At 37.1% G+C, this 26,366-nt stretch carries 16 protein-coding genes; 5 read left to right on the forward strand and 11 right to left on the reverse strand.

The annotated features are described in order from the left end of the window. Positions 1-15: 15 nt before the first annotated feature. The 5 genes from ureG to IR022_RS13365 all read left to right on the forward strand — a co-directional run bounded on the left by ureG (position 16) and on the right by IR022_RS13365 (position 4,479). Positions 16-657 carry an urease accessory protein UreG gene (gene ureG, locus IR022_RS13345; RefSeq protein WP_050708296.1) on the forward strand — a complete coding sequence of 214 codons (642 nt, stop codon included), beginning with the start codon at positions 16-18 and terminating at the stop codon, positions 655-657. 93 nt (positions 658-750) lie between these two features. Next, entirely contained in the window at positions 751-1,599 is an 849-nt protein-coding gene (locus IR022_RS13350) for an urease accessory protein UreD (protein ID WP_050708295.1), read from the forward strand. Between the two features lie 6 nt (positions 1,600-1,605). Continuing rightward, on the forward strand, positions 1,606-2,307 hold the full coding sequence (locus IR022_RS13355; protein WP_194204086.1) for a hypothetical protein: 702 nt from the start codon (positions 1,606-1,608) through the stop codon (positions 2,305-2,307). A 67-nt stretch (positions 2,308-2,374) separates the two neighbouring features. Then, positions 2,375-3,550 carry a porin gene (locus IR022_RS13360; RefSeq protein WP_194204087.1) on the forward strand — a complete coding sequence of 392 codons (1,176 nt, stop codon included), beginning with the start codon at positions 2,375-2,377 and terminating at the stop codon, positions 3,548-3,550. Between the two features lie 41 nt (positions 3,551-3,591). Then, entirely contained in the window at positions 3,592-4,479 is an 888-nt protein-coding gene (locus IR022_RS13365) for an urea transporter (protein ID WP_194204088.1), read from the forward strand. A 65-nt stretch (positions 4,480-4,544) separates the two neighbouring features. Here the strand turns inward: IR022_RS13365 and IR022_RS13370 are convergent, their stop codons facing one another. From IR022_RS13370 to IR022_RS13420, 11 genes are all read right to left on the reverse strand, one after another. Then, entirely contained in the window at positions 4,545-5,723 is a 1,179-nt protein-coding gene (locus IR022_RS13370) for an alginate lyase family protein (protein ID WP_194204089.1), read from the reverse strand. A gap of 123 nt (positions 5,724-5,846) precedes the next feature. Beyond that, positions 5,847-8,291 (reverse strand): glycoside hydrolase family 2 protein, encoded by a 2,445-nt coding sequence (locus IR022_RS13375; protein ID WP_194204090.1) that lies wholly within the window; start codon positions 8,289-8,291, stop codon positions 5,847-5,849. A 235-nt stretch (positions 8,292-8,526) separates the two neighbouring features. Further along, complete coding sequence (locus IR022_RS13380) at positions 8,527-9,771, reverse strand: glycoside hydrolase family 88 protein (RefSeq protein WP_194204091.1); 1,245 nt, start codon at positions 9,769-9,771, stop codon at positions 8,527-8,529. A gap of 117 nt (positions 9,772-9,888) precedes the next feature. Next, positions 9,889-11,877, reverse strand: a complete 1,989-nt coding sequence (locus IR022_RS13385; RefSeq protein ID WP_194204092.1) for a hypothetical protein — start codon at positions 11,875-11,877, stop codon at positions 9,889-9,891. A gap of 51 nt (positions 11,878-11,928) precedes the next feature. Then, a complete protein-coding gene (locus IR022_RS13390; RefSeq protein ID WP_194204093.1) occupies positions 11,929-14,097 on the reverse strand; it encodes an alpha-galactosidase in 2,169 nt (722 codons plus the stop codon). A gap of 16 nt (positions 14,098-14,113) precedes the next feature. Beyond that, positions 14,114-15,556, reverse strand: a complete 1,443-nt coding sequence (locus IR022_RS13395; RefSeq protein WP_194204094.1) for a DUF362 domain-containing protein — start codon at positions 15,554-15,556, stop codon at positions 14,114-14,116. Then, entirely contained in the window at positions 15,553-18,150 is a 2,598-nt protein-coding gene (locus tag IR022_RS13400) for a glycosyl hydrolase family 95 catalytic domain-containing protein (protein WP_242053256.1), read from the reverse strand. The genes IR022_RS13395 and IR022_RS13400 overlap by 4 nt, the downstream gene beginning before the upstream one ends. Beyond that, positions 18,147-21,107: a glycoside hydrolase family 88 protein gene (locus tag IR022_RS13405; RefSeq protein ID WP_194204095.1), complete on the reverse strand. Its 2,961-nt coding sequence runs from the start codon at positions 21,105-21,107 to the stop codon at positions 18,147-18,149. The genes IR022_RS13400 and IR022_RS13405 overlap by 4 nt, the downstream gene beginning before the upstream one ends. 25 nt (positions 21,108-21,132) lie before the next feature. After that, positions 21,133-23,271, reverse strand: a complete 2,139-nt coding sequence (locus IR022_RS13410; protein WP_194204096.1) for a TIM-barrel domain-containing protein — start codon at positions 23,269-23,271, stop codon at positions 21,133-21,135. A gap of 24 nt (positions 23,272-23,295) precedes the next feature. Next, the gene (locus tag IR022_RS13415; protein WP_194204097.1) at positions 23,296-24,435 is read right to left on the reverse strand and encodes a glycoside hydrolase family 105 protein; all 1,140 of its coding nucleotides are present in this window, start codon (positions 24,433-24,435) and stop codon (positions 23,296-23,298) included. A gap of 123 nt (positions 24,436-24,558) precedes the next feature. Next, entirely contained in the window at positions 24,559-26,319 is a 1,761-nt protein-coding gene (locus IR022_RS13420) for a pectate lyase (protein WP_194204098.1), read from the reverse strand. Positions 26,320-26,366: the final 47 nt, after the last annotated feature.

Here is a 26,366-nt window from a genome sequence, read left to right on the forward strand (position 1 = left end):
TAAAAGACAAAAGAAATGAACAAGAGAAAATATGTAAAAGTAGGAGTAGCAGGTCCAGTAGGATCAGGTAAAACAGCTCTATTAGAACGCCTTTCACGCAGATTGATGAATGAATACAGTATAGGCGTAATTACAAACGACATATACACAAAAGAAGATGCTGAATTCTTAACAAGAAACAGTCAACTACCACAAGACCGAATTATAGGTGTAGAAACAGGAGGATGTCCTCACACAGCTATACGTGAGGATGCAAGTATGAATCTTGAAGCGGTTGACGAATTGGCAAACCGTTTTGATGATATCGAAATCATCTTTATTGAAAGTGGTGGCGATAACCTTTCGGCAACTTTCAGTCCCGATTTAGCTGACGTAACCATTTTTGTTATCGACGTAGCCGAAGGCGACAAAATTCCTAGAAAAGGTGGTCCGGGTATTACCCGATCAGATCTTCTTGTTATCAACAAAATCGACTTAGCGCCTTATGTGCTTGCTGATCTTGGAGTAATGGAACGCGACTCAAAGAAAATGAGAAAAGGAGCACCCTTTGTTTTCACCAATCTAATGACACTACAAGGTCTGGATACAGTGATTGCATGGATCAAAAAATATGCATTGCTTGAAAATACTCCAGAACCCGAAGGCTTAATTAGATAAGCAAAAAAATAATCGGGCAATTATCAAAAATTGACACTTGCCCGATTTTCTTACTGAAATAAATAAAACGAACTCTCTTACAACGTTTATACCATGATTAATAAGCTTGACTTAAAAATAGGACACAAAGACGGACAAACGTATCTTAAAGATACATATTTCACCCGTCCTTTCAGATTGGCAAACGTTGGTGAAAACCGTCCCGATCCAGCTCTCTATCTCATGATAATGAGTTCATCGCCGGGTATTCTTGATAACGACTGCTATGATATTGATATAACAGCAGAAAAAAATGCAAGGCTTCAACTACAGACGCAATCTTATCAGAGGCTTTTCAAGATGGAAGATGGTGCCAGCCAGAAGATGATTATAACACTGGAAGAAAATAGCGAAATCAGCTATATACAACACCCCATAGTTCCTCACGAACACTCAATATTCAAAGCACATAACAGTGTGTATATGGATAGTGAATCTATATTTACATACGGAGAAATAATCACTTGCGGCAGAAAGCATTCCGGAGAAATATTCCTTTTTAAGGAATTTCAGAATCTCACCGAAATATATCACAATAATAAACTGATAATAAAAGACAATATACTAATTGAGCCCGCATTAATGAATCTCAACTCAATAGGACAACTCGAAGGATATACACACCAAGCTACACTCTTGCATGTCAATACACGAAATGAAGATATTAATAGCCAAGCTGAGTATATTCACGACTTATTATCACTAGAAGAAGACATTATTTATGGTGTATCTCAACCCCTACCAAATTCTATAATAGTAAGAATTTTAGGAAATGGTGGAGAGCAATTATTAGACTCATTCAAAGAAATAGAGAAGTATTTATGGGAATTAAATACACCTAGTTCACAAACTCTGGAAAAAGACCTGATATCAGCCAAAAAGAAAATTACGTCTTTAAATTAAAACACCATGAATCCGGAATTACTGACTCTCCTCTTAACAACGGTAGCCATTAGCTTTATTCATACAGCATCCGGTCCCGATCATTATCTGCCTTTCATTGTATTTTCACGGGCTAAAAAATGGTCATTATTTACAACAGCAATGTGGACTGTTGCGTGCGGCATAGGACATGTATTGAGTTCGGTTCTGATCGGGCTAATAGGCTTAGTTCTTGGTTGGCAATTATCAAAACTCGACTGGTTTCAGGGTATCAGAGGAAATATAGCAGCCTGGGGATTTTTCATACTAGGAGGCATATACCTTATATGGGGATTATACAAAGCATATACCAATAAGCCTCACAAACATTTTGATGTATATAATGGTGACGATATTTACGTATACACACATAAACATGGCGAAACTGTATATCCTCAAGACAGAGTAAAAGTAACTCCATGGATATTACTTGCAATATTTGTAATGGGGCCCAGTGAGCCAATTATACCACTTCTTTTTTATTCAGGTGTTACACGTTCTGTAACCGAAATATCTTTAATAATAGGAACCTTTACGTTAACTACAGTACTCACTATGCTTAGCATCGTCCTGCTTGGCTATTACGGGTTCTCTCTTATAAAAACAAATGTTCTCGAACGCTATTCCTATGCAATAGGAGGAGGAGTTGTTACAATTTGCGGAGCAGGAATGCTCTTTTGGAACTGGTAACCAATACACTTAAGGTTTTTACACAATATATTTTACGGATTAATTACAAACATTAATACATGATTTTATGAAAAAGGTTATTTTAATACTTATCAGTGTACTTTTGTGCAGCTATACATTTGCACAAGATACAGGCTTGGAGACTGAGTCTAAAGATTCGCCTCAGCCACTTATTTCACTGAACAAAGGAAAATATTTTAAAGATGTAAATATGATTGCAAATATGCGATTTGCATCAAATAGTAATTTTACGGATAGTCATTTTGACAATTCTAAATTTCAGATGAATGAGTTTCGATTGGAAATTTCAGGACAAGTTACCGATAAAATCAGTTTTGTATTCCGAGACAGATATGCTAATAACTCTTCGGATCCAAACACAACTGATAGACTGAAGCATTCTATCGATTTGGCCAATGTTACTTATGATATAGCTCCTAATTTTTCTCTTACTGCTGGTAAAATGCTTTCAGAATGGGGTAGTTACGAGTTATTTCTAAATCCTGTATACATGTATACATATAATGATATGGTACAATATGGTGATTTCTTCTTGTCGGGTGTGAAAGCTAGCTGGACTGCTGCACCTCATCAAAACTTCACAGTTCAAGTAGTAAATTCTAATAGCCGATCATTTGACATGCGTTACGGCGAAACTCCCGGTGTAGAAGCAGCTAGAGCTCCGCTAGGTGGAACAGTAAATTGGAAAGGTGACTTTGCTGATGAAAAATTCAGTACCATGTGGAGTTATAGTATATATAATTTAGCTAAAAACCAACATTGGAATTTATTGGCATTAGGTAATCAATTCAAGATGCCTAACCTTACACTACAATATGACTTCAAATACAGCACCGAAGATTTAGATAATACTGGTGTTATTAGTAATTTACTTGGATATAATCCTGCCCACAGAGCACAAGATGTAAAATACATGGAGCATTGGGTAAGAGCTGAATATTTTTTCGCACCCAGATGGAGTACTACAATTATGGGTATGACAAATTCTAATTATTGGGACGGAAATCCTGATTCTGATGCAAACGATCACATCAGAACTCAATGGGGTTTTACTGCAGCTCTTGAATATCATATATACAAGCCTTACAATGTAAAACTTTTCGCAGCTTATGTAGGACGTTATAACAACTTCTCCGATTATGCTAAAAACACTCTGAATATGTCAAATAACAATACAGCACAAGTCCTTATCGGAATTGTAAGCCCTCTTGTTTTATTTTAGTAAATGATATACTATAATCCAACTTTTTAATAAATATAATAATGGAAACTAATAAAGTATATTTCTGGGATCCCTACCTTAAAGGTGTGGGGCAAATTATGTTGCAAAACAATGCACTCACAGGCTTGCTTTTCCTCATAGGTATTGTCATAAATTCGCCATTGATGGCATTGGCTGCTGTTGTTGCTGTTGTTGTAGGAACGATGACTGCTAAACTTCTAAAATTTAATGAAGATAATATTAATTCGGGACTTTATGGATTTAATGCTACATTGGTAGGTGTTGCCTTAATCGTATTTTTCGAACCTACGATAGTTATCTGGGCGGCTATTATAATATTGTCGGCTATAAGTACCTTAATTATGAATTTCTGTATAGAGAAAAAAGTACCAGTATTTACATTTCCTTTTATTGTGCTGGTTTGGATTTCTCTATACGTCTTTCATAGTCTTACACCAGTTCCGGCAGCATCACCCGATTATTTGGTTGATATAATTGATTATACTCCATTTTCATTGATGGACTATGGTTTAGGATTTGGTGACGTTATTTTTCAAGGTAGCCTTATATCCGGTATAATCTTCTTTATTGCTGTTTATGTTAGCTCTCCAACATCTGCCTTATACGGACTTTTTGGTGCACTATTTGGTGTTCTGATTGCTATCTTACTGAAAGATCGTATCGAAGATGTAAAGCTAGGGATGTTCAGCTTCAACCCTGTATTATGTGCTATTGCATTTGCAGGAACAAGAAAAATTGATGGATTATATGTAATCATTGCAGTTTTGCTATCGGGCATAACCGAAGAGATTATGATTAGATGTGATCTGCCTGTTCTTACCTTCCCATTCGTAATGGGTACTTGGTTAACTCTGATAATAAGAGACGTATTGGTAAAAAGATTTATACCTTCTTCCAATATAGAATAAATACCTTTTCATTATTCGGAAAAATAGACTGCCTTTTTTATGAGACAGTCTATTTTTTTGTTTTGTTAGTTCACCCAAATCAGGGGATTCCTCACTGGTAAATTTCTTTCCACCTCTTCAATAGTAGGCTCATGATCAAGAGACTTCCACAACTCAAAGTACCTCTCATCAGAATATGCTTTTGCTGCGAATAATAAAGCAGGCTGAGCCACAGGCCAATTATCCCAATACATTACATCCCGAGGATAAGTCCATGTTGATTTGTCTTTGATATATGGATACATAAAATCAATTCCTTTTCTCATATTTAAGCCTTTTGACGTAGTATATTCCCACAAATTATCATCAGGAGTAGATAATATCTGACAGATAGTTGCCATCACATCCAGATTAAATAAAGAATATCCATAAGGCTTTGTTCGGGAAATTTCTCGAGGGAAACTTCCGTTCTCAGCCATTTGCTCAGGTAATAATACATTCTTATAGCGAGTTTTACAAAAATCTAGTTTATCCTTATCACCTGTTAATTTAGCAAAAGCAGCCAATTGCATTACCCAACAGCCTCCATGATTGTTTTGTGCATTCATCTCGTCGATACCATTCTGATGTGTTGTCATCCAAACAATATATTCAGAAAACCAATTTTTAACAGCTTTCAAATTTTCCTTATCTACACAAGCTGCATCTTGCATACAAGCTACTCCTTGTGCTACTTCCATCAAATGAATAGTATCTATAATACCTATTCCTCTTCCCGTCGTGATACCTTTAATAGCCTGAGCATACAGTAAGTTGGGATTCATCATTGTTGAGGAATCAGTTAACCAAGCATTTATATGTACAAAAGCATGTTTTACATATTTCTCATCTCCTGTTACTAAATATGCAGATGCTAAAGCTCCTACTATTTTATTGAAGCGAATCATAGCCAATCGGTGAGCTACAAAATTATCAGGATTAGTCTGCCCGTCTTTCCGTATATAAGCTCCATCCGAATCTTTCGGGTTAGGCCACCAATAGTCTCCTTCTGAATAAAAATCGTGAATACCTCCTGCACTCCTATCACATCGAAAATCCGTCACCGTCTGAGGTTTTTCAGACATTGCCCATTCAGCATTCTTCATGATTATGCTATGCAATGTTACCTCTGTTTTATTTGCCCAATCAATGTTATTGGAACATGATAAAAAAACAGACAATAAAAAGCATGAGAATAATAATATTACAGTTTTTTTTTCTTTCATAATTTAAATATTAAGTCTTGTAAAACATGCATAAGCGAATAAAAACATCTAAGAATATATTCTAGAATCATAACAGAGCCTTATCAAGTTCTGCGACAATATAAACTAGAAACAGATCTTATTTTACTCCTTAACTGTTACAAAAACAGTTTTTAGTCCTTCTGACTTAACAGCAATTACAGACTCTCCCTTATTTTTAGCCAGTTTTATTTTTGCACGTCCGTTATAAGCTTGTACTTTACTCGATCCCGTAGATGTTCCCTGATTCTTGACTAATTGTCCGTCCCCTACAGATTCAAAACGTATAAATTGACGAGACTCTAAACATACAACCCCATTACTATCTTTTAATTCGGCTTCTACCCAAACATGATCTTGATCGGCCTCTGTTATTGAAACTTTCAACTCAGCTTCCTTTCCAAAAGGACGTGTTTCATAGTCGAAACCTATTTCGTCTTCAATCTTCACTTTTCCTTTTACTCCGACTGCTTTCAAAGTATTTTGACCTGGTTGAAACAATGATTCCCATCTTAAACCTGCAGCAGGGAAATCCTGAGAATTACGTTTCTTCGTTCCTAAACTTTTACCATTTAAGAATAACTCAACCTGCTCACAATTAGAATATACTTTTATTAATTTCTTCTCATCTGCTTTACCCCAACGTGTTTCCCAACCATGACCAAAGATTCGAATCATAGGCTCCTCTGTCCAATAGGATTGAAATACATAGAAAGCTTCTTTTTTTGTTAAATCACGTTCTACAACGCCTTTTTGATTTACATACGGAACCGGATTATCGGGGCGTACAGGTGTAGAAAAGTCTTTGAAAGGCCAATAAGCTGCCCCCGTTAACCAAGGCATTGTTTCTTGCTCTTTCAGATGCCAATCAATAATATCACAGACGTATGTCTCGTTCCAAGTATTGTCCTTTGAAGCTTTTGCAATAGACTCAAATATTGAAGGATCTCCGGCTTTCACTTTATTCAAATCACTATAATCAATCTCAGCATAACGTCCGGCATGACCATCTCCCCCCCACTCTACATGTAGAAAATGGTTAACCTGATCTCTGGCTTCTTCCGAAAACTTTTTATATTCTGTATATATACCTCTATACCAACCAGCCCAAATAGAAGGTGAATATACGTCTACAATATCTTTACAGAAATCGCAACGACGAATACAGGTCAATCGGCTATCATCAAGACTGTGAGACAGATTATGCAATTCTGTCATAAAAGCTCGAATCTTTTCTTTATCAAATTCGGGAAAATCGTTAGGCCAGTCGTTTTCGTTACCCATCCCCCACAAAATAATAGATGGATGATTACGGTGCTGAGTAATCATATTAGTAAGCATTCTTCGTGCCTGCTCTTTATACACATCACCACCCAAACCGCCTCGACACCAAGGTATTTCTTCCCAAACCAAAAAGCCTAAACGGTCGCATTGCTCCAATACAATACGAGATTGTTGATAATGTCCCAGACGAATAAAGTTTACACCCATCTCTTTCATCATCTCCATTTCTTTTATAATCAAGTCTTCGGGCATAGCAGCGGCTAATCCTGCATGATCTTCATGGCGATGTGTTCCTTTTAATAAAAGGCGCTCGCCATTCAAAAAGAAAGGACCTTTCTCTTTAAACTCAAAATGTCTGAATCCAAATTTATTTTTGTTTGTTATAGTTCCCGAAGACGATGATAGAGTCAATTCGCATGAATAAAGATTAGGATTCTTTGGAGACCAAAGCATTGGTTTAGGAACATTTAGATACAAAATATTTTTACTTTGAAAGTCATTTAACGTCTGACTCTCTTGTTTTATAATCTTACCATTGGGGTCATATATTTTTATATCCAGTTTTGCATTTGCAATATTAGAAAAGTTAGAGAAATCAACATTCACTAAAAGCTTACCTTCTTTGCCTTTCTCATCAACCGAAGCATTGGTATAAATACCTTTGAAAGACAGAGCCGGAACATATACCAAATTCAAGTATCTATATATTCCACCATAGATATTAAAGTCCGACAAATCAGAGGGTATCATCTCTGTATCTCTTGTATTATCGCATCGAATACTTAAAGGAATCTTACCCCCAAAACGTTTAGCTGCATCCGAATCCTGAAATCTCTTTACGGCATCTGTTATATCGACAATCCATTCATCGTACCCTCCTAGATGAGAGCCTACTTTTTCAGTAAAAATATACACCTCTGTTTTCTGCCCTGCTCCCTCAAATTGCAATAGAATACGTCCATCAGGGTAAGGATTATTTACCTCCAACATTTTCTTATACCAACCTGAGCCTTCGTAATAGTTTACATCAGGATCAACCGCATCTTCTTCATTAAAACAATGTGGTAAAGTGACTTTCGTCCACAAAGGAACACTTTCGGGATCTCCGGCTTTTACAGGTCTCACAGCTTCCCAAATACTACCTAAGTCTTGTTTTAGAAACTCCCAGCCATCGTTTAACCGTGTGCGAGGCTCATAATTAATTTGTGCTGAAGAATACAATGAAATCCCCAGAAATAAACATAATAAGATGATTTTCTTAAACATATTCATACGTCTTCTGTTGTTCTTTATTTAAGGTTCTAAACGAGTTGATTCTCTAGTGTATTTTGGTCGAAACACAATGAATTGTATCCCGACCAAAATAAAACTTAACAATATAACTTTTAAGGTCTCAACTCTTTTATAGTTTTACAAGTAAAACAAATATAGTTAGTTACAACTTTTAAATATAGCACTTAATCGTTGGAATTACTTGAAAAAGATTCTCCAACTCAAATTATTAAAACAATTTTCCAGTTTGTACCAGTTGTTGCTTTCTTAGCAATGCTTCCAAAAAATAATAATCGGCATATACCAAAGGCACATCCACTTCCAGATTACTTGGTTTAGAACCCGTACTGTGCAATAATAAGAAACCTCTGTCCTCTCCTACTTTAGCCAGATAGTTTTTAGATAAATTATCCATTATGGTATTGGCCCAATTCAAATACTTCTGGCTATTATCTTTATCATAAGTACTCAACTCATAAAGAGCAGAAGCGGTAACAGTGGCGGCCGATACATCCCTTGGTTCGTTTGGTATTTCGGGAGCATTGAAGTCCCAATAAGGAATTAAATCCTCCGGTAAATTAGGATGAGTAAAAATATAATTTGCAATATTTTTTGCTTGCTCTAAAAACTCAGGTAGCTTTGTTTCTCTGTAACACATCGTATAACCATATACCGCCCATGCCTGACCTCGAGCCCATGCCGATGAATGAGAATATCCCTGATGAGTATGCTTATTTATTACTGCTCCGCTTATTGTATCATAGTCAATCACATGATATGAGCTATAATCTTCTCGAAAATGATTCTTTATAGTAGTTCGAGCATGATTTACTGCTATGTCATAAAACAAAGAGTCTTTACTTTCACTGAATGCCCAGAACAACAACTCCAGATTCATCATATTATCTATAATAACAGGACATTTCCATTTATCACCACTATGATCCCACGAGCGGATAATCTTTGCATTGGGTTGATAACGAGTTGTAAGAGTATATACCGATTTGAGTAAAATATTCTTGTAGTTTTCGTCTTTAGTTAAACGATAACCGTTTCCAAAACTACAATAAACTTTGAATCCCATATCGTGAGTTCCTCCATTTGTTTTTTCGCGTTCCAGAGGATCTGTATATTTACGGGCTGCTGTCTCCCATTTCTTATCCTTAGTATATTCATACATATACCAAAGTTCACCGGAGAAGAAACCACTTGTCCAATCACGAGATGCTACTAATGAAAGTTTTCCATCAGGATTTATTGTACGAGGATTTACTAAAGGACCCGAATTCTTTTTCTCTCTTTTTTCCCTGCTTTCCGCTGATTCTTCCTCAATAGCTTTACTTACCTCTGTCATTGCAAAGGTCAATTGCTTCGAAGCAAAATCAAAATCATTTTTCACAATATCCTTCTTTTCCGTCTTACAAGAAGCTAATGCGATAAGTAAAACCGTAACACAAAATAGTATTTTTCTCATAGTATATAAATTTTCCAATTCAGATACAAAAGTCAACTATAAAGGTTAATTTGGTTTGTAATTTTGGTTCAATTATTTATACTTTCAGCTCTATTTCTCTATTCTCGAGTATCTTTATTAGAATTTCACCTGAATAGTTTCTCCTTGTTTAATCCTTTTGCTAAGAGCTTTACCCGATTTACTTTTAATGATTACCTCTAATTCATCTTCTTTTCGGGTGATATTAATATCAAAGGTCTCATCAAAAGCTTTGACTGATTTTAGATTCATATAATTCCACATCAAAGGCATATGAGGCGTTATCTCAAACGATTTCAATCCTGTGGGTCGAATACCAAAAATCCCTTCGGTAAATATTCTGCAATACAATCCGCTTTCTGCAGATAAATAGCGTTGAGAACCCTCTGGCCATGCTTCAATTGCATAGGGTACATGCTCACCCAATAATCGTCTTTGCGAATATTTTTCTAAGTATTCCAACCCTTTTTCAGTAGCTCCAGCTGCAAATACACCTCTTAAAGCATAAAGAGTTGAACGATCCCAAAAAGTTTCTGTACCTGCTTGAGTCAACAGCCCATCATCACTCCATAAACGAGGAGAAAACAGAGCATCAATAGTTCCCTGATATCTATCAAAAATTCCAACAGTTAAAGGAATACATATCCACGAACGAAGAATGTCATTTCCTTCATAATAGCGATACGTATCAAAACCCTCTACTTTATAGCCGAAGTGCTTTTCTATGCTTTTTCTCAAAGCTTCTGCTTCTTTCTTATATTCGTTTAGTTGATTATTTGGCTTACCTAAGTCCTTACCCAGATAAACTGCCGATATAAGAGCATCATAATACAAACCCGAAGTACATAGATTAGCCTTTCCTGCAGGAAAGCGATTTTCTAATTCGTCCGAATCAGAAGCGACGACACCATTCTCATTTATTTTTCGTTTGCAATATTCTAATGTCCATTCAATTAACGCCCATAATTCTTCCGCCTCAGCTTTACTACCTTTAGCCAAAGCATAACGAGCAGCACCATAAGCAATCATAGCACCATCACCCCGATCTTTAGCTCCATGCCATATGCCATCACCCTCGGCAATAATAGAACTTGGAATAGGTTTATATTCATCGTTCATAAAGCGTGCAAAATGACGAAACGAATTCAAGGCTGATTTATTACCTGTTTCATAACCTAAGTAAGGAAAAAATGGATTGATATATTCTGCCTGATCGTTTGCCCAAATAGCTGCATAATATGCTTCACCACCCGGACCATGCATCAAGCCTCCTTTAGTTTCATAAATACTTTCTGAACCTCTGATTTTAGCAAAGGCAAACATTCTGTTCAGAACGTTATCGGGTGTTTCTAAAACCAAATTAGACCAAATATTATTCACAAACTCTTTTCGCGCTATAAGCTCTTTCTCTGGATTGAAAGTAAGTTCCGACTCGTTTATTTTCCGTGCTGAAAAAGTAATGTAAAAAGTCAGATCTTTACCCGATTCAATAGTATAATATCCTTTTTCACTCGATTTTACCCCGTAGGTATATCCTCCATAAATCCCCACAGTGGGGTCAGAAATATAGGACATATCTAAATCTGGTAAGTCAACTGAAATTGCCTTCTCTCCGATATTTTGAATCGTATATTTTTCGAAATAGGCGGCTTCTGTTGTTGATGGATATAAAGTACGAGTCATTCGAAGGTTATTCTTTTCGAAATGGCTTTCAACCACCATAAGACCCTCCAACAATATTTGATCGACAGTTTCCTGTCCCAATGATTGGCTATTAACCAATAATAAATCGCGTACATCTAAAGCAAACTGCTTATTGAGATGCGAACGGGTTTTATTGGGTTGAAAACGAAGCATTGGCCATACAATACTCCTATTCACCGAAAAATTCTTATGGGCGTCCACCTCATAACGGAGTACTACCGACAGTTTTTTGCCACTCATTTCTATATGGTCATCGTGTGGCACATTACCTTTAATATTCCATTCTATGCCTCCCTTCTCCGCTAACTGCCAACGGTTATTCTGTCCTTCTGCATTCCAAGTACAGAATATCAATATAGAAGCTAATAAGATGTATTTTTTCATATTATGTGTTTTTACTCCTTCTCCTATAAATTAATTTAAAGATCCGAGAATTTATTCAACATTTAATCCTATAACCATACTCTCCAACTGTTTCACGCAAACTGGAGTGAACCCATTACTCATAAGTTCTGCTCCTGAAAATGTTTTACCATCCAATTCAAAAGATGATATTTTACCCGCTTCAAGATTAAGCTCTTTCAGCGTATAGTTTTTAGCAGGATCGAGACCTTTCAATTTTATTTTATTATTCTGACCATCTTCAACCTGATAAACAAAAATAACCGCCTTATCCTTGTCCTGAGAGATATAGCTTAAAGAAGCATTAGCATTCTCATAAGGTGAACTTAAGCGGTATAAACTTCCTTGCTGCACTATGGGACGAAGACTTTTTTTATACAGTTCCACACTGCTTTGTATTTGTTTTTTCTCTTCCGGAGTCAACTTCCCTAAATCTAAATCGATGCCATACGCACCACTTAGTGCAACATCTATTGCAAATTTCATCGGACGACCACCCATTCGTGTAACGTGTGCCGAGATAGTATTAGCAGGAAATATATGCGAAAATCCCCACTGAATAAATACTCTTTTTAATGGATCGGTATTGTCACTAGGCCAGAATGAGTGGAAATATTGCATACTTCCATAATCGGTGCGTCCACTGCCACCTGCACAAAGCATCATCATCACATTAGGGTAATTGTCTTTAGTCTTTTTCATCAAAGCGAGCAAAGCATTATTATAATCGATCAATAAATGAGATTGCTTATTGGCTGGCAAATAAGATGAGCCGGGCTGAGTCACATAACGGTTGGCATCCCATTTTACATAAGATATTCCGGGATTTGGTTTCAAAGTCTTGTCTATAACCTCATCCCATTCAAATTTCTGAACTTCGGGACGTGTTAAATCCAAAATCATTTGGTTACGACCATACAATGGAGCGCGTTTTACTTGAGTAATTACCCAATCAGGATGCTTTTCATTCAATAAACTCTTAGGATTAACCATTTCAGGTTCTAACCAAATGCCAAAACCAATTTTGCATTTTGCAGCTTCATCACATAAATAAGACAATCCGCTAGGTAATTTTTTCATGTCTATATCCCAATCTCCTAAACCATGCTTATCATCATCACGAGCATATTTACCATTACCGAACCAACCATCATCGAGTAGGAATAATTCGATACCCACTTCTTTTGCTCCATCAAAAAGAGAAACTATCTTCTTTTCGTCAAAGTCACAATGTGTCGCTTCCCAGTTGTTCAAGAGTACAGGTCGGTATTTCTTTCCATCACGAACAGTATAATTGATTGCCCATGTGTGCAGATTACGACTAGCTTGCCCTTTTCCTGAATCGCTATATGTCCAGATTGAAACGGGTGTTTTAAACTTTGTTCCTTTCTCCAAAATATATTTTGATGTATAAGGATTAATACCAGACAGGACACGAAGATTATTATTCCAATCAAGATCAAAGGCCAGTTGAAAACTTCCCGGCCATGACAAAGAACTGGCATATACTTCGCCACTATCCTCGTTTGCAGGTTGATTCAGTGAAAGCATGAATGAAGGTATCCTCATTTGATGTGCTCTTACTCCAATCTTAGAATCAAGGATTTTGATTCCTGATGACAATTTTTCTTCTACTAAGGTAGCTTCTCTTTTATAATTCCCACAAAATTGGGTCAGCCAATAATTTTTTGCTGAAAATATAGGAGATGCCGACGCGTATTTATACAAAGTGATAACACCGTTTTCTTCGTGATATATTTCTGTCCACATTTCAAGAATATCTTCTTTTTTGTAAGACTTGATGTATATATCTACAAAAAACGGATATTGAGGATCTTTTAAATGAATAACTGTCAAATCAATATTAGAATCAATTTGTTTTACTTCATGATTTTGATAATACAAATCGGTAGATGTATTTCCGTCAGCATGATTTACCACAATCGCTGGCTCAGCAATAAACCCATTGCCAGATGGCGGATAAAACTCTTTCTCTCTAGCTATTCCTTTAGGCGGAATAGAAGATTCGGGTGCTTGCAAACTGCCATACCCTAACTGATAGAGTAAGCTATCGTTACCTGCAAACAAAGTCAAACTCGAATTATTGGTATTAATTTTTAATATTTTACCGTCCGTAGCACCTTGCCCCCATAGACTTAGACACCCAACAACAGCAAATAGAAATAAGGATATTTTTTTCATTATGTGTGTTTCTTTTTCATAATTTTATATAGACTAACTCAATTCCCCGTCCATTCTTAGGATCGAGATTGCGCGAATACTGACGATCGTGATCATTATTCCAATGTTCGTGAACTCCCAGACTTTCGACCTTCTTACCACCTTGCATATAGACTGTTCCCGATGGAGGATTATCGCCAGCCAAAGCCATTTCATGCAGATAATCATCTGCATTTTCACGAATCATAATAGATGGTCTGTTATCATTCTCAGGGTCTTTATTGTTCTGACTTTGAGAATATAAAATATCTAAGCCCACAGAATCTAATGCTACCATATCCAAAGAACCCAATATTGAAGAAGGCCACTCTGGGTTAGCATACGGATAAACCTGATTATTAAATGGAGCATTGGGAAAGTGTACAGGATTCGAATTATGCTTACGGGCACAATACAAACCTTCGAGAATGTATAATATCGACTTTGCTCCTAATTCGGGTGAAGCAGCCATATCTATCATCGGAGAAAAGGCATTCGCTACACCTTCTTTGTTGGTATTAATAATTGCATGTAGTTCATCGGGTTGTTGTATAGTTCCATAATGGCTTTTACCAATCATGGTGACCGCTGTTTGCCCTTCATCTCCTTTTTCCTGATTAGAATACGGATAAGAGTGTGCCTTCAATAAAGCCAGATTGATTAAATAAGTCGCATCTTTTATCTGCTTGGGAATATTACGTGCTCTATCGTATTTTCCATTAGAATACTCTATCGCCTGTACCCATTGGGGAGTTTCAATATTGCGAAACTCTCCGTAATAGGGATGCTTTTGCTCTTCGCCCGGTTCTTTAGATTGTAGAAAGCGTACATCTTTATAATCAGACCATACTTTCATTAATATTTCAGGATATATGTCTCTTTTGGCATCATAAACTACAATATCTTTAGCATCCACACCTCCATATTTAACCAACTGCTCTATCATAGCATACACCATTTGTGGAGAGGTATCCGTAGCATTGGTGTGTCGGGTTATACGGAATGTACCATTCATATTTAGCTTGATAGCAATTATTTCTCCTTTTTTATAGCCTGCATTATTTCGGCTTAAAGTTTTGTTGTGATACTTAAAAATTGCCTGCCATGCGTCTTCATATTTATTCTGCCCCGAGAGCGAGCGAATAATAGCACCTAACATTGCATTAACTCCATCTTGATCGGTACTTTGATCAGACCACCATGAGTTTTCCATCGACTTCCAATCACCAGCCCAATGTGCAACACCCGGCATATGAGCCCACGAAACTCTGCCTCTATATATTCCTTTTGCATTGCCTATCGGTTTGTTAGAAGCATCTGGCTTCCAATCATATTTAGTGGCAGCTTTTGTAGCCGACTGATTCGGATCCACGTGTTGAGCGGCCATCATTCCTGCTTGAAGAACTGTGACAAGAAAGATTCCTAATAATTTAGCTTTCATTTGTCTGATATATTTAGGAGTTCGTAATTCTTTCCTTTTTCTGTTGAAAAATCTACTAATGATGTTTCTTTCAACTCTAATTTTTGTAATAATAAGGCATTGTCACCCTTGACCAATTCTGGGGCTTTTCCACTAAAATAAAATTCATTTGGATTCTTACCTTCTGCCAATTTCAGATCGAAACCTTTAGAAGATACTTTAGTCAAAGTTCTAACTCTACAATTTCCTCCCAAAGACGAATGAATAACAGCCTTTGTTATTTTACCGTTTTTCCATTCCATATCCACCGTAAAACCACCCCTCGCTCTAAGTCCTTTTACTGAACCTTCTTTCCAATTATCGGGCAATGCCGGTAAAAGGAAAATCTCTCCTGCATGGCTTTGCAAAAGCATTTCGGTAACACCTGCCGTTCCTCCAAAATTTCCATCAATTTGGAAAGGTGGATGAGCATCAAACAAATTAGAATAAGTACCTCCTCCTTTTGTTGACACATCGGTTGCATCTACATGTCTTAAACCGTTTTTCAACATCAAGTAGGCATGATTTCCATCTTCGAGACGTGCCCAAAAATTTATCTTCCAAGCCATAGCCCAACCTGTGCCACCATCGCCCCTCAACAATAAAGTTTGTTTGGCTGCCGCAGCCGTTTCGGGTGTTACGCGAGGTAATATTTCTTTACCCGGATGTAACCCGAATAAATGCGATACATGACGATGTTCTGGGTCTACTTCCTCAAAATCTTTATACCATTCTTGCAATTGTCCTTTCGAACCTAAATGTGGAGGATATAGTTTCTCCTTTGTTTCTTCTAAAGTCTTACGGAAATCACTATCTATATTCAATACCCTTGAAGCCTCAATACAATTATTCAACAGATCCCAAATCATAGCCATATCCATAGTGGTGGCTTTGCTTATTTCCCCTGTCTGCTCTTTACCGCTTTTGTCTTTATACTTAAATAAGTTTTCGGGAGTAGAAGACGGATTTGTTACCAGATAACCCGATTCATCATTCTGTAACCATTGCAAAACAAACTCGGCAGCCCCTTTCATTAATGGATATGCATTCTCCTTTAAATATTGCTTATCGCCACCAAAAGCATAATGCTCCCATAGATGCTGAGAAAACCAAACACCCGTCATTGGCCAACACGACCAACGTGGCGATCCCCTCGGGTCTATATTATAATTTCCAGTTGGAGCAGTCTGTGCCCACACATCCGTATTGTGATGAGCCAACCAACCCGTATCCATACCATAATTTACTTGTGCTGTTTTTTGTCCATTGATAGATAGAGACTTTATAAAATTAAGAAGCGGCTCCTGACAAGCCTGCAAGCCTGTTAACTCTGTAGGCCAGTAATTCATCTCTGTATTTATATTCGTCGTATAATTAGAACCCCAAGGTGGTTGCACATGGCGATTCCATAATCCTTGAAGATTAGAAGGTATTGAACCTGAACGAGAAGAAGAAATAGTCAGATAGCGACCATATTGATAATAGAGGGTAACCATGCCGTTGTCACTATCGTCAGTAGAAAACTGTTCCAATCTCTTATCAGTAGGTAAAGCTTCTTTCTCTGGTTTTGCTTCTCCAAGATTTAAAACGACATTATCGAATAACGATTTGTAATCTCTTGTATGATTGTTTAATAATTCAGCATAAGATTTCTTTGAGGCCGCTTCCAGATTAGCCCTAGCCTGTAAAGATGGATCTTTACCTTCGAGACCGGGAGATTTATCGAATCCGTTAAAACTAGTAGCCGCTGAAAGAATCAGAGTTACAGCATCCGAATTATTAATACTTAGAATACTATCTTTAGCAGTAGGTTTTCCCCCCTCAGCTAATACTTTTACATGAACTTCGAAATTCATACCCTCACCTTTTTCTTCATCATATACTATTTGTTCGGGTTCATCCGATCTGTGCGCTACATGTTTAGGTGCTTTTCCTTTTAATACTAAGTAAGTATCTTCTTTAGCTTTGGATGTATATCTTAGTTTACTGTCTAAAGTAACATCAAATGATAGAGATTCCTTCTTATCTGCTTCGAGACGGATTACCATCACCTGATCGGGATAAGATATAAAAGCCGTCCGTTTGTATTTGACTCCGTTTGATTCGAAACTAACCGTAGATGTTCCATCAGATATATTCAAATCACGATACAGATTTGCAATATCATTGTCCAACAATGTCGTTAGATGTAGATCTGCCATTGGCAAATAACGAGCAGTATAAGGTCCTTGTGCATTATCCTTCCAGATAGAAGATGCTTTTACATAATCTCCATTATTGATAGCTTCTCTTATGGCAGGCAAAGCAGCTACCGCTTTAGGGTTATCAGCATCTTTGGGATATCCTGACCACAGCGAATTTTCGTTCAATTGGAAAAGCTCTTTCTGAGGCTCTCCAAATACCATTGCGCCAACCCGTCCGTTACCCAAAGGCAAAGCTTCTTCCCAAACTTGTGCCGGACGATCATACCAAAGCTTAAGGTCATTGCTTTTAGTTTCTTCGGTCTTGCAGCTCCCCATTGCAAAGAAGACAGAAAGTGCAACCAAACCCGATTTTACGAGGTGTGTTTTTGTCATTTTAGATTCTTTTTTATTGCATCTCTTTCTACTATTTCGGTAGCCCAAACAAAACCAACATAGGCTTCTTTAGCATTCAGAGACTTTTTATGGTTAATATATTTTTCATAGTTTTCTTGCACCCCCACACCGTCGCATGCTTCATAGATATCAACTAATCCTTTTTCGTTTATTTTGGCATGGTTAACAATGGAATTGTATCCATCTTTAACAACCAACTCATAGTCCTTTTTGTTCAGAATTCCCAGATTGATGCCTTGCTGCAATGCATATGTAAACATAGCACTTCCCGAAGTCTCTATCCAGTTATGGTGCATGTTCCCTTTATCTACAACCTGAAACCAACCTCCCGTTCTTACATCTTGGGTACGTTTTAAGGCTGCTGCTAAACGAACGAATATATCTTTAACATCATTATATCCTTTGTGATTTTTAGGGAGAGTTTCTAATGCTTCAACTAATATCAAAGTATACCAGCCCAAGCCTTCACTCCATACTTCAGGCGATTTACCCGTAGAAGTATCTGCCCATTTACAAAGACGATCGTCATGCCCCAGCTCATAAATAGCGTGTACATAAAGTCCCGAATTACCCTGCTCCCCCCTCTTAGTATAAGTCCTTATTTGTTTGACTGCTTCGTCATAAGCATATTCCGCATCACCAATGGAACGACCATATCGAAGCAAAAACATCTGACCCATAAAAACACCATCTATCCACATTTGTCCATGAAGACCTTTACCATGCCAAAATCCACCATCATTATTTCGGGGATAATCTTTTAGACATGTAAATATATAATCGGCTGCTTTTTTATAACGAGGTTCTTTGTAATATTCGTATAACATGACTAGTGTATTTCCGGGCATCATATTATCCAGATTATCGCAAACATTAGGGATTCTCGATAAGCCTTTATAGTTGGAAACAGCAACAAAATTACCGTCTTTATCAATAAAATTATCTATATAACTTTTTATATACTTAAGATATGTATCGTCTCCCGTAGCTTTATATAAATGCTCAAAAGCACAAGCCATGTAACTATTAACATATGTCCATGCATTCCAATATGCTTTTGTAAAATCAGGATAACGTGCCATAGTACTTTCTGCAGCAGTCACCGACCAAAATTGGGGTACTGGTGCATAAGGCAAATAGGCATTTATTACACCTGTTTCTGTAATATCAAACAAATCAATTGGTTTTGTACTCACATTGTCTACATAAATATCTCTCGTTGTATGTCTATTAATAATTTCTTTAGCACCTATTATTTGTATGTTTTTAAACCACATACTTTCGATAGGCTGTGTTGTTTTTGATAAAGAGGTAAAAGATATTCCTTTATCGGTAACATTCAAGTTCGAGAAATTCTCAAAATAGCTGTACCATAATATAGGAATATTCGTACTTTTAGATGAATCACTTACTAACTGCTCTAATTGAAAAGCTGTTTCACAAGGATAACCTTCCGAGTAATTGTCTCTCATCCAAGTATCTTCGAGAAGCCCTCCTCTATCTGTGCCATACATATGTACAATGTATTTAGGAATGACTCCAAAAGTATTTTGCTCGGCAAATATATTGCGAATTACTCCTGGTGTACTGCCACCAAGAGTAATTGCATTTTTTCCACTTTTTCTGAAATAATTGTTCTTTAGAATAATATTCTCGCTTTTGATATTAGCCTGAATCGTAATATTATCTCCCAAAGATTCAAAATCACAATTACTTACAAGTATATTTCGACTATCGGATAAACATATTGCTCCTTTTCCATTACCTCTAATTTTTCCGGGTCCCGTTAATCTGATATTTTCTTGATTATCGGAACTAATCAAAAAAACAGACTTCATTTGAGGATCAAAAGACAATATAGCTCCTTCGGATAGCAAAAGATGAATGTTTGACAATAAATAGAGAGGTGCATTCAATTTGTACATTCCTTTCGGAACCAGAACAACACCACCTCCCATTTTATAGCATTTTTCTATGGCATTTTTAAAAGCTTCTGAGCAGTCGTTTGTATTATTACCTAATGCGCCAAAGTCTATTACATTAAATGTTTGTTGTGGTAAAACAGCAAGTAACTCTCTTTCAACGTCAGTGGCCAACTCCCATCCTATATTTGTTCTTTGAGTATAGTTCTTATCTGATATTTCTATAAATTCTATATCTGCAAACAATACAGATTCATCTCTTAAATAAGATGGTTCTTTGAGGCTACGATAAATCCCATACTTTGGACGGTTGAATCGTGCTCCTTCACGCCACATATCTACCTTATTACTTTTACCATAGAGAAGCCTTTTACCATCCGAAACTCTTTTTATTTCCAACTCTATTGTACCAGGGTTATCATGTAATATTGTTTCTGTTACTTCTACCCAAGTTCCTTTAAATAACGACAAGTCTTCTTCTGCCAAGATTGTGGAAGAGTTTTGTGGAGAAACAACATTAAATTCCAACACCTCTTTACCTCCTTTGAAACGAGGCGTAAGCGTTACAATCGGTGCTCCTGCATTAGGACCGGCATCAGCTTTTATCTGATGAATATGGCAAAAATTAGGCGATGGCTGAAAATCTTTGTCCAGCTTAAACTTCCATTTATATTTCTGGGTTTTTCCTCTATGCCCTTTCATCGATTCGGGCGATGTTCCGAAGGTCTTTATTTCTGTGCGTTGCCTATCTTGTGCTCCGCAACGATCGTCATCTAATTGAGCATGAAGTGTAAAAACAAATACTTGTTTTTGAAGTTCATCATCATATTGTTGCATAATATGCTTGATAGGATGTTTACAATCGGGCACCTCAACCCCATAACCAAAAGATTCTATCAATTTATATGTATCTGTTTTGCCATCGGCATTTGCCGTTCTCCCAGCCTGAGCATTTACTTGCAGACAAATAACTAGTAATAAAAACAGACTCGATATTTTTTGAATGTTATTCATAAGATTCACTTTAAAGGATAACTTATTACTCACTCATAAAGCGAAAACTGACTTTTGCTATATTATCAGGTTTCCCTTTTACGGCATTAGACACAGTGCCCACTAGCAGTCCTTTCTTGTCCTTTTTAATTTCGATCTTTCTCCAAGAGTACGCTCCTTTCTCATAATCGAAACTCACCCCATCATCATCATACAGATTGTAAGAACTTTCTTTCGTTCCATAATGTCGAATTTCCATATTCACTTTTTCACCTGCAGCTGGAGCATGCAAACGGGTTTCCATCATAGGGATAATACCACCATCTTTTACGTATACAGGAATACGATCTAATCCGGGAGTTACTGTTATTTCCTGCCCGTTACCCGCTAATTCTCCAGTATAGAAGTCATACCAATTACCCTGTGGAAGTAAAACCTTACGTGTACTTTGTCCTGTAAACAAAGGTGCAACCAATAGATATTCACCCGACATATACTGATCTTTCACTTCTTTATTAATGGCTTCTAAATAAGGATTATCTTCTAAGCTCTGACTGCCTGCAATGGTTTTCGATTCGTTTCTGAAACCTTCTTCCAAAGCCATTGCTCTAAAAGGAGGAGTGCCTTCAAAATGATACTTTGCAAATTCAGAATAGAAGTAAGGCATCAACTGCATACGCAATTCTGCATAGAATTTTACCTGATCAGCTACTTCGGGAAACGACCAAGGCTTAGTTCCACTCGACCATGCATTAATCATAGCCATGGGTGAAAAAGTAACAGACTGAAATCTGCGTAACCATTCTTCTCCTGTTTTAGAACCTCTCACCTCAGGAGTCCACAATACACCGCAAAATCCACTATTCACTAGGGCTGTTATAAAATCCTGATGACTGTAATAATCATTATAGATTACATAAGGTAAATTATTAGCTCCTGCATTAGATGCTCTTACTAAGCCGAATGTTCTGGCGTTTTCTTTCCGATATAACTCATCCGTTAATTTCTGAGCTAATACGCCATAAGTTTGACGCATTTGTATACCACTAATTCCTGATGGAAAAGTTGCCATATCGGGCCATAAGTAGAAGTCGTAACCATCTACCTCATCAATCTTATAACCACTGACTCCTATTTTCACCTGATCTTTATCCAACTGATTTGCAAATATTCTTTTTGCTTCGGGATGATTCAAATCAGGCACAGTACCACACCAAACAGTATGAGAACCAGTATATGGTTCTATCTCTTTACTTATTGAAGCTTCGGGTGAAACATATGGATTAGTCCACAAATTGAGCCGAATACCTTTATTTAGCATTTTCTTTGTAAATTCGGCAGGATCAGGAAAACGAGTCTTATCCCATTCAAAAGAACATGGGTAAGCCTTGGTTTGCCAACCCGGCTCTAAGCCTATAAAATCGAGAGGATATCCTTTTTCTTCAAATTCGGCAGCCTCTTTCATCACATCATCTGCAGTATATAATTTTTGTACGCGTTGAGTAAATCCCAAACCCCAACGAGGAGGAAGCGTACCACCGCCACAATACAGATTGTATTTCTTGATGGCATCTAAAGACGATTCTCCCGCAAATATATAAAACTCGATTCCTTCAGCAGGAATATAAACTTCTACTGCATCGGAATAAGGGCGCGAATTCCATGTTTTATCTGTATTACGATCTTTTGCCACAGGAGGATTTTTTGAGTCCTTTCTCACTCCTGTTCCCACATAAAAGGTGAGGTATTGAGCCGAATTGATTAATATACCATATCCTTCGGAAGAGACATAGAATGGTACGGGAGCATGCGTCCTTCCATTGTCTTTTCCTCCATAATGGTCTACATGCAAATTGAGAATCTTACCTCTTTGATGTACTGTCTGGAAATTAAGTCCTAAACCATAAATCTGCTCGTCCTTAACAAGAGGAAACCTCAAATATGTTTTTCCATCTATTATTTCAGCATGAATATCCATTTTGTTCAATGGAAATAATGTTGCTTGTAATTTATTCAATACATTTGCTTTTGGTTTACTACCGGCAGCACTCAGCAAAGTATACGAATCGGGGCTACCAAATGAACCTTTCCATACTCCGGGAAACTCCTCAGCCCACAGAATTGACTGGGCTTGTACTAGAAATACAACCAGACTCAAGATGGTTGAAATCGTGATTTTCTTCATAAACTATTATTTTCAAAGGTTGTTTTATTTTAGTAATGCCCACGCACACCATAACATCGGAGCCTGCCCATGCATATCGCCCGTTTTTTGCTTACGATCTAGATAATACTGATAATCATTTCTTCGGTTAGTGCCTTCACACACATTTGATATATCTCCGTCTTCATTAATATAATCGACCAATGTAAGCCATGCTTTACGAGCCAAAGGAGCATATTCATTCTTATCAAGCCACCCATTTTTTACTCCCATTATCATAGCATATGCAAACATTGCCGAGCCTGATGTTTCTACCCACGATTCAGGTTTATCTATAAGCTGTCCCCACAAACCATCTGGTCTCTGATACTTTTTAAGACTTTCCATCATTTTCAAATAAGATGTCATAATAGTATAATGATCTTTATTGTTCTTATCCAAAGAAGTAAGCAACTCACTCATTCCTGCCGCCATCCATCCATTGCCTCTTCCCCAAAAGAAAGGAGCATCGGGTGCGTGGTAAAATAGCCCATTTGGTCGTTGAATCGTATCCAAATAAATAACCATCTCATGTGCAGCCCGTTCTATATACTTTTTGTCTCCTGTAATATGATATGCCTTAGATTGCACCATTGTTATCATATACATATCATCAATCCAATAGCGGGTCTGCCATGTAAGATTCTGATCTAAAAATTTTTGATATTCTTTTTTCTTTATTTCGGGAGAGTCTATTGGTAACGTCCATTGCGCATTGGCAAAACCCATACCCATATTGTAAAATCGCTGATCTTTGTTGTGTTTATAAAGCTCTAAAGGAATAGTACCAAAAACCGAATAGTCTACATGATACGGTCGTGGCATTAAATGCTTTTCATCATCGAAAAAAGGTAAGAAACGTTGCTCTAATTGTTGGAGTAATACTTTATTATTAGTTACTTCTGCAAATTTAATGGCTCCATACCATACACATACTTCAGGATAAGTAATTGATTTAGGAGGTGCAGGTGGTCTGAAACTATTATGAGGACTCTCTACAAAGTGGTTTGCGATCAGTAACCCAACAGTTTGAGGATCTTTGCCTTTTGGCCAATTCTTCAAATCGGTATTCTTCTGGGCATACAATCCTGAAATCGAGAGGATGCTCATTGTCAAAAATAAGACTGATAGTATTGTCTTTTTCATGGTATTAGAAATAAAGGTTCGGTAATATATTCAGGCACTCAAATATAGTAACTCACAATTCATTGAATTTGTAATGCTTATTCAATTGTTTGTAAAATCGAATCATTTGTAAAATCTATTGATTTATTTCTTTTCGATTAAGTTCTGCTCCTGACTCTTACTAATTACATTCTGCAAAGCGGTCAGACCCAAACGATCTTTTAATTGTTGATAGTAAAGACTCTTTGGATTAACTGTCTGATCAACTAATTCTATCCACCCATCACCAACAGAGATAAGCCCCTTATCTTGAAAATTGCTTCTCGAAACTCCATTTATAGCCGCTATTGTACTCCTTCTGCCATTTTCAACCCACTTATCCTGTATAGTCCCATTACTTCCTATTGCGAAATTTTGAGCTGTAGGAGGCTGCATTACCATAATAACTGGAGCACTGCAATTCCAGAAAACAATCTGCGCACCAGACCAACCATGCCCCGAACCATACCATCCTCTATTCACGGATAGTAATGAGCCATCGGGTCCTTTGATTGTGATATTATCATAGAGACAACCTGCTGCCCACCGTTGATGGGGCTCGCTTGAAGCAAAAGTCATATCTCCCCCACCATCTACAAAAACATTGGGTCCTGCAACACTTGCCCCCAATACAAATTCGTGTCGATGATGACTCGAATAACAACGCTGAAACAAACACATCTGTCCCCAAACTGAATAGGCATAACGACGACCTCCTGTAATAACTGATATGGGATTAGTTGCCGATAAATCTTGTCCGGTAATAAATTTGGCAGAAGATGAAGTCCAAACACAACAGTCGAACTGCTCTACACTTACGTTTCTTATCCATGCGTTTTCGATAGCATTGCAAAAGACAAAATTGTTTGCATGATTTTCATCAGCATTATACTCCCCTATGTATTTATCTTTCTCTTTCACACTTGGATCATATACCGACATTCCATAGATATTCTCGATTCCACACTGAGCAATTCTCTCTGGAAAATTATATTTATAAATTTTAGCCCCTCCAAATTCTTGTTGCAAAGCATTTACCAGAGGAATATCTAACGTGACCTTATCGCCATCAATAGAAACTATGGTTCGCTCAAAGATCAAATCTTTAGATCCTGCTTCCCATTGTTTTGTTCCATTTGTATTTGTATTGTTTCCATATTTACGAAACCGAAGAAACGACTCCTTCGTAGTCTCAGCCTTTAATGGACGCGGTGCTATTGAATCCATACCAATTGCATGAATCCATTCGGCAGTACTCGGACGATGTACTACCATATTATCCCCTACTTTAAATGTTTTTCCAGCATCTTTTACATGTATTATTTTACTTCCCGACGGAACATATTTATCCGTAATATATTGCTCACTAGAGATTATAGGTGTAAGTTTCGCATTAATTCCTAATTCGATTACATTGTATTTATTTGTAGAGGTTGCCAATAATACAGTTCCACTCTCTTTGTTATTTCCTTCTCCTCTCAAAACTATACCACCAGTTGTTATTTTTAAAGGAGAGGATATATTATATACTCCTTTTTTTATTAATATAGCTCCTCTAAACCCATCTTTATCAGGGCTTAGTTTTGACACTGCATTTATTACTGACTGAATCATAGGAGTATCATCTCCTTTACTTGGAGATTCGACCACTGCTACAATCGGCAGATCGGGTATAGCTACACCACCGCCCATATATCCACAATTGGAAAAATCGGGAATTATATCGCCTTTATCTGAATAAGGTTTATATTCGAGTTTTCCATTTTGTCCGAAATAGACCAACTCACTTTGAGATTGACCAAATAATAAACTGCTAGTAACGATTAGAATAAAGGATAATGTTATCCTCCTTATTTTATCTTTCATAATAAATAGTTTTAAGGAATATTCAAATCTCAGCATTAATAATCTTT

The sequence above is a fragment of the Dysgonomonas sp. GY617 genome (genome assembly GCF_015233815.1).
Taxonomy (GTDB): domain Bacteria; phylum Bacteroidota; class Bacteroidia; order Bacteroidales; family Dysgonomonadaceae; genus Dysgonomonas_A.

What these genes read in the sequence shown, in the direction of transcription:
- IR022_RS13380 (WP_194204091.1), bottom strand. Translation starts at nt 9,771, where the DNA reads ATGAGAAAAATACTATTTTGTGTTACGGTTTTACTTATCGCATTAGCT.
- IR022_RS13395 (WP_194204094.1), bottom strand. Translation starts at nt 15,556, where the DNA reads ATGAAAGCTAAATTATTAGGAATCTTTCTTGTCACAGTTCTTCAAGCA.
- IR022_RS13420 (WP_194204098.1), bottom strand. Translation starts at nt 26,319, where the DNA reads ATGAAAGATAAAATAAGGAGGATAACATTATCCTTTATTCTAATCGTT.
- IR022_RS13355 (WP_194204086.1), top strand. Translation starts at nt 1,606, where the DNA reads ATGAATCCGGAATTACTGACTCTCCTCTTAACAACGGTAGCCATTAGC.
- ureG (WP_050708296.1), top strand. Translation starts at nt 16, where the DNA reads ATGAACAAGAGAAAATATGTAAAAGTAGGAGTAGCAGGTCCAGTAGGA.
- IR022_RS13350 (WP_050708295.1), top strand. Translation starts at nt 751, where the DNA reads ATGATTAATAAGCTTGACTTAAAAATAGGACACAAAGACGGACAAACG.
- IR022_RS13400 (WP_242053256.1), bottom strand. Translation starts at nt 18,150, where the DNA reads ATGACAAAAACACACCTCGTAAAATCGGGTTTGGTTGCACTTTCTGTC.
- IR022_RS13415 (WP_194204097.1), bottom strand. Translation starts at nt 24,435, where the DNA reads ATGAAAAAGACAATACTATCAGTCTTATTTTTGACAATGAGCATCCTC.
- IR022_RS13360 (WP_194204087.1), top strand. Translation starts at nt 2,375, where the DNA reads ATGAAAAAGGTTATTTTAATACTTATCAGTGTACTTTTGTGCAGCTAT.
- IR022_RS13365 (WP_194204088.1), top strand. Translation starts at nt 3,592, where the DNA reads ATGGAAACTAATAAAGTATATTTCTGGGATCCCTACCTTAAAGGTGTG.
- IR022_RS13405 (WP_194204095.1), bottom strand. Translation starts at nt 21,107, where the DNA reads ATGAATAACATTCAAAAAATATCGAGTCTGTTTTTATTACTAGTTATT.
- IR022_RS13390 (WP_194204093.1), bottom strand. Translation starts at nt 14,097, where the DNA reads ATGAAAAAAATATCCTTATTTCTATTTGCTGTTGTTGGGTGTCTAAGT.
- IR022_RS13410 (WP_194204096.1), bottom strand. Translation starts at nt 23,271, where the DNA reads ATGAAGAAAATCACGATTTCAACCATCTTGAGTCTGGTTGTATTTCTA.
- IR022_RS13385 (WP_194204092.1), bottom strand. Translation starts at nt 11,877, where the DNA reads ATGAAAAAATACATCTTATTAGCTTCTATATTGATATTCTGTACTTGG.
- IR022_RS13370 (WP_194204089.1), bottom strand. Translation starts at nt 5,723, where the DNA reads ATGAAAGAAAAAAAAACTGTAATATTATTATTCTCATGCTTTTTATTG.
- IR022_RS13375 (WP_194204090.1), bottom strand. Translation starts at nt 8,291, where the DNA reads ATGTTTAAGAAAATCATCTTATTATGTTTATTTCTGGGGATTTCATTG.